Annotated in this window: 11 protein-coding genes; 8 read left to right on the top strand and 3 right to left on the bottom strand. The window is 32.2% G+C overall.

Annotated elements, in window-relative coordinates; all coding sequences use genetic code 11:
* The first annotated feature begins 193 nt into the window (after positions 1-193).
* The 5 genes from Q0F04_RS10370 (at position 194) to Q0F04_RS10350 (ending at position 4,317) form a co-directional block, all read left to right on the top strand.
* On the top strand, positions 194-1,399 hold the full coding sequence (locus Q0F04_RS10370) for an ATP-binding protein (RefSeq protein ID WP_295753028.1): 1,206 nt from the start codon (positions 194-196) through the stop codon (positions 1,397-1,399).
* Positions 1,400-1,832: 433 nt separating this feature from the next.
* Positions 1,833-2,228 (top strand): Hsp20/alpha crystallin family protein, encoded by a 396-nt coding sequence (locus Q0F04_RS10365; protein WP_295753026.1) that lies wholly within the window; start codon positions 1,833-1,835, stop codon positions 2,226-2,228.
* Positions 2,229-2,248: 20 nt separating this feature from the next.
* The gene (locus Q0F04_RS10360) at positions 2,249-2,644 is read left to right on the top strand and encodes an Hsp20/alpha crystallin family protein (RefSeq protein ID WP_295753023.1); all 396 of its coding nucleotides are present in this window, start codon (positions 2,249-2,251) and stop codon (positions 2,642-2,644) included.
* 48 nt (positions 2,645-2,692) lie between these two features.
* Positions 2,693-3,436 carry a CorA family divalent cation transporter gene (locus tag Q0F04_RS10355; RefSeq protein WP_295753021.1) on the top strand — a complete coding sequence of 248 codons (744 nt, stop codon included), beginning with the start codon at positions 2,693-2,695 and terminating at the stop codon, positions 3,434-3,436.
* A gap of 53 nt (positions 3,437-3,489) precedes the next feature.
* Positions 3,490-4,317 carry a DUF4299 family protein gene (locus Q0F04_RS10350; protein ID WP_295753019.1) on the top strand — a complete coding sequence of 276 codons (828 nt, stop codon included), beginning with the start codon at positions 3,490-3,492 and terminating at the stop codon, positions 4,315-4,317.
* A gap of 4 nt (positions 4,318-4,321) precedes the next feature.
* Here Q0F04_RS10350 and Q0F04_RS10345 read toward each other — a convergent pair whose 3' ends face one another.
* Positions 4,322-5,416, bottom strand: coding sequence for an alanyl-tRNA editing protein (locus Q0F04_RS10345; protein ID WP_295753018.1), 1,095 nt, complete (start codon positions 5,414-5,416; stop codon positions 4,322-4,324).
* Between the two features lie 133 nt (positions 5,417-5,549).
* Here Q0F04_RS10345 and Q0F04_RS10340 point away from each other — a divergent pair, with 133 nt between their 5' ends.
* On the top strand, positions 5,550-6,293 hold the full coding sequence (locus Q0F04_RS10340; RefSeq protein ID WP_295753016.1) for a VUT family protein: 744 nt from the start codon (positions 5,550-5,552) through the stop codon (positions 6,291-6,293).
* A 13-nt stretch (positions 6,294-6,306) separates the two neighbouring features.
* Here the strand turns inward: Q0F04_RS10340 and Q0F04_RS10335 are convergent, their stop codons facing one another.
* Both Q0F04_RS10335 and Q0F04_RS10330 read right to left on the bottom strand, forming a co-directional pair.
* On the bottom strand, positions 6,307-6,774 hold the full coding sequence (locus tag Q0F04_RS10335) for an SWIM zinc finger family protein (protein ID WP_295753014.1): 468 nt from the start codon (positions 6,772-6,774) through the stop codon (positions 6,307-6,309).
* A 24-nt stretch (positions 6,775-6,798) separates the two neighbouring features.
* Entirely contained in the window at positions 6,799-8,529 is a 1,731-nt protein-coding gene (locus Q0F04_RS10330) for a hypothetical protein (RefSeq protein ID WP_295753012.1), read from the bottom strand.
* Between the two features lie 170 nt (positions 8,530-8,699).
* Between Q0F04_RS10330 and Q0F04_RS10325 the strand changes: the two genes are divergently transcribed.
* Positions 8,700-9,554: a DUF3990 domain-containing protein gene (locus Q0F04_RS10325; RefSeq protein WP_295753010.1), complete on the top strand. Its 855-nt coding sequence runs from the start codon at positions 8,700-8,702 to the stop codon at positions 9,552-9,554.
* A 15-nt stretch (positions 9,555-9,569) separates the two neighbouring features.
* The gene (locus tag Q0F04_RS10320; protein ID WP_295753009.1) at positions 9,570-10,073 is read left to right on the top strand and encodes an antitoxin; all 504 of its coding nucleotides are present in this window, start codon (positions 9,570-9,572) and stop codon (positions 10,071-10,073) included.
* Positions 10,074-10,247 lie beyond the last annotated feature (174 nt).

Here is a 10,247-nt window from a genome sequence, read left to right as displayed (position 1 = left end):
TAAAAAAATACCCGTTGTGACAGCACAACGGGATGTTTATTTGTATAGATGTATAAATATTGCGGGAAGTTGACGATTAAATGCAAAAAGTAATAAATAAACAACAGTTATTACATTGCAACGCAAAAACTGTTGTGTCTTATTGCTTTTTTGGATTATAATATAATATATAAACCGAATATGGGGTGATTGTGTGATTGTTGAAAGAAAAGAATATCTTGAAAAATTAATTGCCTGGAAAGATAAGAAATTAATTAAAATTGTTACGGGAGTAAGGCGATGTGGTAAATCAATGTTGTTGGAAATTTATCAAAATTATCTGAAGCAACATAATGTAGAAAAAGAACAGATTATTGCGATTAATTTTGAAGATCTTGATTATGAGGAACTTACGGATTATAAAAAACTATATAATTATTTGAAAGAACATTTGGTGACAAATAAAATGACATATATTTTTCTGGATGAAATACAGAACGTGCCAGATTTTCCAAAAGTATTAGACAGTTTATATATAAAGAACAATGTAGATATTTATGTTACAGGTTCGAATGCTTATATGCTATCCAGTGAGATTGCAACGATGATTTCTGGAAGATATGTACAGATTGAGATGCTTCCGTTATCATTTCGTGAATATATGGAAAGTACAGGAAGTATGAATGATAGAGGAATAAAATATGCGGAATATCTGCAAAATAGTTCTTTTCCCTATACATTGGAATTAAAAAATCAACCGAATGAAATTAGGGAATATCTGGAAGGGATCTACAACACGATTGTTGTAAAAGATATTGTAAATAGAAAAAAGATAACAGATACTATGATGTTAAAAAGTGTTCTACAGTTTGTTTTTGATAATATAGGAAACCCATTGTCATCAAAAAAAATTGCGGATACGATGACATCAGCAGGAAGAAAGATTGATACGAGAACGATAGAAAAATATTTGGAGGCTTTTCGTGAAAGCTATATCATCTATCAGACGAAAAGGTATGATATCAAAGGAAAACAATATCTGAAAACACTTGAAAAGTATTATATTGTTGATATTGGAATGCGCTACATGCTTTTAGGGTCAAGGCAGGCAGATGCTGGACATATTTTGGAAAATGTTGTGTATTTAGAATTGTTGCGGCGAGGATATGATGTGTATGTTGGAAAAATCGGTACTTTTGAAGTGGATTTTGTGGCAAAAAATAGCAGGGGAACAATATATTATCAGGTGGCATTGACGACACATGACGAAAGTACACTTCAAAGAGAACTTCGCCCATTGCAGGTAATTAGAGATCATTATCCAAAGATAATCCTAACGATGGATGAGGAGCCGGAAGAACAATATGATGGAATTAGGCGAATCAATGCAAGAGACTGGTTGTTGGGGTTAACGGAGTAAGTATAGAAAATAATAGGAAAACAATGTAGCAATTTATCATGAGAAGTCAAACACTCGAGAATTTATAATGCAGTCTAAGAACACTTCTTAACTTTAGAAAACATGTATAACTACTATTGAATTTCTGAATAAATGCTTGATCGTAAGGAATGAGCTGTTCCAGAAAGCAGAAGAACCGTAAAGCATATACGGTTCCAGGAATGACATCAGAGTATGAACATATAGAACGTACAAGAAACAGTGTTGGTAAATACAGAAGCATTGGTGAATTTAGCTACTAATGCTTCTTTAATTTTTTATAAAATAATTAGCACTTAACTGTTGACAGTGCTAAAAAAGTGACTATAATGATAATTGAAGTTAGAGATAAGTCAAAAGATATCCCGTAACTTGAAGATAGATTTCATAATCTAGTAATCAGGAGGCGATATTTATGAAGTACTATCCAATGTTTGATTTATTTGATGATTTCTTTACAGGAAACACAACTAGTGATGTCATGAAGACAGATATTGTGGAAAAAGATGGAAACTATGAAATGAGCATGGAACTTCCTGGAGTTAAAAAGGAAGATATCCAGATGGAATTGAAAGATGGATATTTAAAGGTAACTGCTACTCATGGTTCGAACACAGAAGACAAGGATGAAAAAGGTCGTGTCGTTCGTAAGGAACGTATCAGTGGATCTTATTCAAGAAGCTTCTATGTTGGTGAAGGTATTCATCAGGAAGATGTTAAGGCATCCTTTGACAATGGTGAATTAAAGATCGTTGTTCCTAAGGAAGCACCTAAACAGATTGAAGAAAACAAATTTATCCCTATTGAATAAGGTATCAGGAGGCGATATTTATGAAGTACTATCCAATGTTTGATTTATTTGATGATTTCTTTACAGGAAACACTACAAGTGATGTCATGAAGACAGATATTGTGGAAAAAGATGGAAACTATGAAATGAGCATGGAACTTCCTGGAGTAAAAAAGGAAGATATCCAGATGGAATTGAAAGATGGATATTTAAAGGTAACTGCTACTCATGGTTCGAACACAGAAGACAAGGATGAAAAAGGTCGTGTCGTTCGTAAGGAACGTATCAGTGGATCTTATTCAAGAAGCTTCTATGTTGGTGAAGGTATTCATCAGGAAGATGTTAAGGCATCCTTTGACAATGGTGAATTGAAGATCGTTGTTCCTAAGGAAGCACCTAAACAAGTCGAAGAAAATAAATTTATTCCAATCGAATAACTATAAGAATACGCCTATTTGGTGTATTCTTTTTTTGAAGGAGAAATTATGAAGGTAGAAGTAATCAATGAAAAGCGTTTAAATCATATTCATTATTGCAGAATACATAAAGAAAATAATCAATTATCGGGTTCTTTTTGGGTTCCGGCAAAATCAAGGTCAAAGAATAAAAAGATGTTTAGTTTTGAAGTGGGTGAAACCAGTTTTGTACTATATGATCCGGATCATGTTTTAAAGGAAAAGATTTCCGGAAATACACCAAGTGAGTGTGTTTTAAATTTAATCAATATTTTAATCAACGAAGATATGGAGTTTCTACAAAAACTTGAAATGAAGCTTGAAAGAATAGAAGAGCAATTGATGTCGCATAAGGGTTCGCATTATGAATCACAGATATTTGAAATGAGAAAAACGATAAGTACTTTTGATTCGTATTATGATCAGATGATTGAAGTGGTACAAAACTTGCAGGAATTTTATAATGGCTTTGAAACATTAGAGAAAAGACTAACACGCTTATCGAATGTTACGGATCGTTTGGCAGAATATTCTATACAGCTTCGTGAAATGCATCAAACACAAGTGGAGATGCGGCAGAATCAAATTATGCAGTTTTTGACAATTGTGACAACTATCTTTATGCCATTAACTTTAATTACTGGATGGTATGGAATGAACTTTAGGGCTATGCCAGAATTAGATAGTTCCTATGGATATTTCATTGTGATGGGAGTTTGTATATTGATTATTATTTTAGAAGTGATTTACTTCAAAAAGAAAAAATGGTTTTAACTATAAAAAACACTTGTTTCAGTGTATGATTTTGGTAGAGAGCAGGTGTTAGTATGTCTGTGAATATTCGTATTATGCAGAAGGGTTTCTTTCGTAGAAAGAAGTTTATAATTGATGATCTAGTTAAATTATCCCACTTATCTTTTGGAGTCATGGATGAAAATTGTCAGTTGATTCCAAATCAGATTGGGGATCATACCATCTTGTTTGATCGTAAGTATCTTCAAAGAGGAATTGAAATTTATATTCAGAATCATGATATTTGTCTAAATTTAAGTCTTCCTACAAGTATGGATGAAATTCAGTTGTTTTATTATTTAGTGAAAGTTTATTGTGAATATATGGATACCAATGAATTTGTGAAAGATGATTGGCTAATGGAAATCAAGGATATCGATCTACAGATGGTGTATGATAAAAGAACGAGTGCCGATGCACTTATGGATTTAAAGAGTAAACTAACGGATCATAAGTATTTTGAAATCTTTGGCATTCTTCACCCCATTTCAATTGGGGAAAATGAATTGAATGATTTTGGCACAGATTTAGATTTATTTGGTCAATATCTACATAATCAACAAGCCTTAGATGCTTATTATGCAACACCAAGAATTTATAATGCACACGGTAGAAGAATTGGTATGTATGCACTTGGTGCGGATATTTTAACAATTCTTCCGGTAGAGCCTTATGTGGTATTGAATCAAATTGAGGGAATCGAAGAGTGGTATGTGTTTTTAAATGATCGGCTTGTGAAGTATCGTGATCTTATGGGATTTATTAAAAAATCAGATTATTATGATGCCAATCATAGAATGGTATGTTTATCGAAAGAAGAGATTTTGGATGCCTTAAATACACTCGCAATACAAGAAATATGAGCAGCTAATCAAATAGCTGCTCATTTACTGTATCTAGTGTTCCTTGATAGAAATCATTTTTTCCTCCACCACTAACTTGATGTTTTTCCTTTAGTTGTAGGAAGATGTCTTTTGAATTTGTCATGAAACGATAATTATCTTCTTGTTTAGAAACAAGTAGAACAGAGTTGTCGCAATAAGATATAAGCTTATTGTAGTAATACAATTGTGTATCTCGATCCAATTCATCACATAGAACAATTTGATTTTCTTTATGTTCAATAATTAAATGATCAATCATTTCTTTATTTAATTGTTTGATTCTTTGTTTCAAAGCATAATTTTCATCTAATACGCGTTGTACATTTGAAGATAAAGCTTCTATATTTGAAGATAATTGATTGGAGATTTGAGTAGCCTGATCATGTTTTAAGACATAATCTTCATAGGCAAGTTTTCCACATAGGAAGAATAGGCGTGTACCTTTTTTGATCTTCATGGATTTCACAATTTTAAACAATCCTACTTCAATGGTACTCTTTACATGTGGTGCGCAACATGCACATAAATCGACATCTTCAATTTCAACAAGGCGTGGTTTAGCTAGGTCGAGTTTTGCTCGATATTCAATGTTGGAATAATCATCTAAGTAATAGGTTTTGACAGGTTTATTTGAAAAGATGACAGAATTCACTAAAGCTTCAATTCTTTGGATTTGATCATGATTTAAATCCATCGCATAATCAGCTGTAATTTCATTGTAGCCTAAATGAAATCCGACATTATCCACATTAAATTCTTTATGCATCAATCCAGAAAGAATGTGTTCACCAGTATGGTGTTGCATGTTCGTGTAGCGATGAGTCCAGTCAATCATACCTTCTACATCACCATTTAATGCAGAGTGAGTATAATGATGCACTTCATCATTTATGATTTGAACATCCACTACTTCGATGCCATTCAACGTTCCTTTATCGCATGTTTGTCCACCTTCTTCAGGGAAGAAAAGGGTTTGGTCTAAAATAATGTCATATAATTCATTCTTTTTATCGCATGAAACAACATGGGCATGAAATGTTGTTTGGTAACCTTCTTGTTCGTATAGTTTAATTGTCATATATATCACCGAAATTAATCATAGCATAAGTGATTCAAATTTTGACAAATTATTAAAATCATATTAGACTATTATGGTTTGAACAAAGATGTTTTGCTTCCCAACCATCTTTAAAAAAACAGGAGGGTAAAAAATGAATAGAATTAAAACGGAAGTTAAAGAAGTGAGTGTATTACTTAGAAGTATACCTTCACTTACGATGACACTTTTTATTGTTTCGGTCATCACCATGAATCTTTTGGCGAACAAAAGTATTAACTTGCCATTTAGCTTTATGGCACTGGATTGTGGAATTGTGGTAAGCTGGCTTTCATTCTTATGCATGGATGTCATCACAAAACATTTTGGTCCTAAAGCTGCAACACAAGCATCACTAGTAGCTGTGTTGGTGAATTTAGGTATGTGCCTAGTCTTCTTCTTGGCATCAAAGATTCCTGGCGTATGGGGTGAATCCTATGTAGAAGGATCAGAAGCCATTATTAATGGGGCATTAGACGGAACAATTGGTGGTACTTGGTATGTACTATTTGGAAGCACAATTGCGTTTATTGTTTCTGCCATTGTGAATAACTATACGAATTCCATGTTAGGCAAGATTTCTAACAACAACAGCAATTTCAAATCGTATGCATTCCGCTCTTATGTATCTACGGGTATTGGTCAGTTTTGCGACAATCTAACATTCGCATTGATCGTGTCACACCAATTCTTTGGATGGACATTGGTACAATGTGTTGTGTGTGCCTTTACAGGTATGATTGTAGAAACACTATGTGAAGTCATCTTCTCATATCCTGGTTTCAAGATCCTACAAAACTGGAAGAAGAATAAAGTAGGTAGAGAATATTTTGAATATATGAAACAAAGCAGTCGTTAAACTGCTTTTTCTTTTACCAATCGAAAAATTCTTCATCATCATAGTTTGGATCATATTTGTTTTCATCTTCGATCATCTGATAGATTACGTAGTCCCTTAAATCTTCCAAACTCATTTCCATGACTTTCTTTTTGATTCGTTCGTATTGTTCGTGTTCACGTTTTTCTCTTTCAGCTTGATATCTTAATTGTTCTTCCATTATGTCATCTGCTTTTTTTAATGCCTCCGGAGATACCGCAAAAGCTAATGCGACTTTGTGCTTACACACAACTCTTCTTCCTTCTGCATGGGGACAATCACAAGTAGATTTTCTATGGTGTGCAAAATCAATTTTTACATGATAGTCTTCACAACCAGATACAATTGCCGAATATGTGGTGCCATCAAATCTTTGAATATTCTTTACACGTCCTTCTTTAAAGTATTCATAGCCCCGCCAGTAGGAACGATAACTGGCATCGTTGAGTAATTTATCGACCATTAAAATAGCCTCCTTTATTTAATATTAACATGCCTCAAGCTGTTCTAATAATGCTTTTGTACAATTATAGGTATTCAGCCTCTGTGTTGTTTCTAAGATACCTGTTAATATCTCTTTCGTATCTTCATCAACTAATTCACCATTTGGTTTATAGTCATATATGATAATTGGTTCTACAATATAAACACCTTCACAAGCATCTTCTAAATAAATCGCATAGTGTGTATCGTTAATTGTAAATAGATACATATATTCTTCGGATTCATTGTATGTACAAGATAGCACGGTACCAACAGGATATTTTTGACTAAAGGAAATAGAGTGTTCCAAATCATGATTGATTAAATTTTGATCGATGTCCCTTAAAATATTTCGCACAACATCCAAAGCGGTTTTTTGAATGATTTTTAATTCTTCTTTCATGCATTCAAACTGCAAATGATCCACAACATCTAATTCTTTGGCGTTGATCGGAACAACTTTGTTTTTATGATTTTTAGAATGCATTTTTAAACCAAACTTTTTCTTATTGTAGGTATATAGATACACATATTTAATTTCATCAAAACGACTTTCTAGAATGGTTCCAACTGGATATTCTAATTCATAAGGAAGTAGTGTTGTATTCTCAATAGAATTTAAACGCTTGTTTAGATATTCCATATGAACATCATTTTGTTCAATCAAAGCCTTATAGATAGAAGCACATTGTTGTTCGGTAAATACAATATGAGTAGCTTTATCCATATCAAGTTTAAATTCAACAAGTTCGCATGTGTGATTTTTAAATTTGTTGTAGTTGATTCCATAAGATGTGTTGTCACAATCAAATAGATAGATGATCCATGGTTCTTCAAAAATAATGGTTCCAGGCGTTAATTTACGTTCGTATTGTTTCTTTTTTTCTTTTGGCTTAGGTTTATTCAATTGTTTATTTACCCAGTCATTTCGACATGTGCAGGATACTTCAATCAATGTGTTAATATCTAAATCTTCAAATGTATATGTATTAGAGAAATCTATAGAGCGTGGAATGTTTTTGAACCGAAAATATTTATAATCAGTTAAGTCACCACCATTTATACACTTATACATTTCGTATTTATTATCCTTCATGTCATTGAAGTAATAGTATGATTTATTGATTTTAAAGATATCACCTTTATGAATGGGTATCTCCATATCAAAATTTAATATAGCTTTGTTTCGAATGTTGGCATAGGCTTTTAATTCTCTGGCAATCTGACGGACACAATACTCATCTAATTCTTTATAAATATATTGGATATGTGCAATAGGAATGACATAAGCACAATCAAATTGCACAACAGAATCTTTGTATCGAGAGTTTTGAGAATCATATACTTCATTGGTAAATATATGTTTCTCGTAAGATCTTAAGCTTTTAGGATGTGTTGCACATGCATATCCATAGAGCTCATCTTTTCCTTTTTTTACAATCAAAAAAGGCCTTGTAGTGTGTCCTTCAGGTATGGCTTTTAAAGCTTTATCTGTAACTGGCATAGTGCAATATACTAGATTACCAACAGATATCTGATTAAAAATATCTTCTTGCCAATCTTCATACGCACGTTTGGATCTAAATCCAATATTACAAATATTCGCACCAATCTTTAAATACTTTTCTTGTTGAAGTGTACACTTATTTTGTTTTGTTTGTTCTTGTTGTTTATAGAATAAACTTCTAATAAACGTTTGGATAGATTTAAAATACCCCATTATGTTCTTGTTCATACTCGTGCCCTCATTCAAGCCAACCATATCATCTTAATTGACATTATCGATGTCTAAAACATAGATTGTTTGAAAAAGTAAATAAAACTTGTTTAAGTAATGTGATATAAACAAGTTTATATTGAACTTGTTTAAGTAATATGTTATAAACAAGTTGGATGGTGAGTAGGATGAAATATAAGTTTTCAGAGGATTTGAAGTCAATTCGAGAAATTTTAGGACTTTCACAAAGCGAATTTGCAGATAAGATTGGAGTTGAGCAGGTTACTGTTTCAAGAAATGAATTAGATGATTTAGATACATCAGCAAATTTCTTGGAGGGTGTATATGCTTTTGCGTTTGCACAAAACATTAAAATTAACAGATTAAAGGAAATGCTCTATCGAGATGACTTAACTCAAAATGAAAAATTACTTTTCCATGGAGCAAAAAGTGAAATAGTTGGGGATATAGACATTCATAAAGGTCGATATAATAATGATTTTGGACAAGGGTTCTATACAGGTGAAAGCTATGAACAAGCTATTTCTTTTGTTTCAGGATTTGAACATTCTTCTGTATATTATTTTTGTTTTGATGACAGTAATTTGAAATGCAAGAGGTATAAAGTGGATCAAGAATGGATGATGACAATTGCGTACTATAGAGGTGCACTTGATGAATATAAAAATCATCCTAAAATAAAAAAACTTATAGAAAATACAAAGGATTGTGATTATATAATTGCTCCTATTGCTGATAATCGTATGTTTCAAATTATTAATTCTTTTATCGATGGCGAGATTACAGATGAGCAGTGTAAGCATTGTTTGGCTGCAACAAATCTTGGGATGCAATATATTTTTAAAACTCAAAGAGCATTGTCTCAGATTAAGCCATTAGAGCGATGCTATATTTCGGTTAATGAAAAAGAATACTATAAAAATATTCGACTAGAAGAGTCAAGGTTTGGAGATAATAAGGTTAAATTAGCAAGAAAGCAGTATAGAGGAAAAGGAAAATATATCGATGAAATCTTAGTGTAAAAAGAGGTGTGATGCATGAGGGAAATAAAGAAAATAAATAGGGATGGTTTGCTTTTGTGCGAGCTTCAGGCAAAAGCTTTTGAAAATTCTATTGATAAGATGGAGTCAAGTTCAGAAATATTTATTAGGCGATTTATGAAAAGTAAGATCGCAAAAAGATTGGATAATCAATCGATTTTGGATAGTAATATTCAGGCAAATGATATTTTAACGTTAGTAGATGAAGAATATGGAGCTACTGATTATGGTTCTGTAAAATATACGCATAATGAAATGTATTGGATTGGATATATCTACAGATATTTTTCATTTACCTACGATTTATCTTCTTCACAAGTTTACAAAATTATAAAACCAAAAGAATTGAGAGGGTTGTTTTTACCATATCATACAATGGATCCATCTCAAGCAATTGAGAGAATACTAGAGGCAAAAGGAATGTTTATTGATGAAGAAACAGAGCTACAGCGTCAGTATGAAATATTTAAAAAAATAAGAATGAGTAAGAAAGATAAATAATTAAAGTGAACGGATACATTATATATCCGTTTTTTTACCATTTGATACGTTGGCTGAAAATGGGTAAAAAATTGTATGAAAACGATTTCAGACATGATAATATGAAATTAGAAAAGGAGGACATAGTATGATGTCATTAGATTGGATGGTTTATGTATTAGGTGTAGTAGCTGT

Source organism: uncultured Holdemanella sp., assembly GCF_934772795.1.
In the GTDB taxonomy this organism is placed as follows: Bacteria; Bacillota_I; Bacilli_A; order Erysipelotrichales; family Erysipelotrichaceae; genus Holdemanella.
Note: the sequence above shows the minus strand (reverse complement) of the source record. Positions and strands in the feature narration are given on the sequence as shown.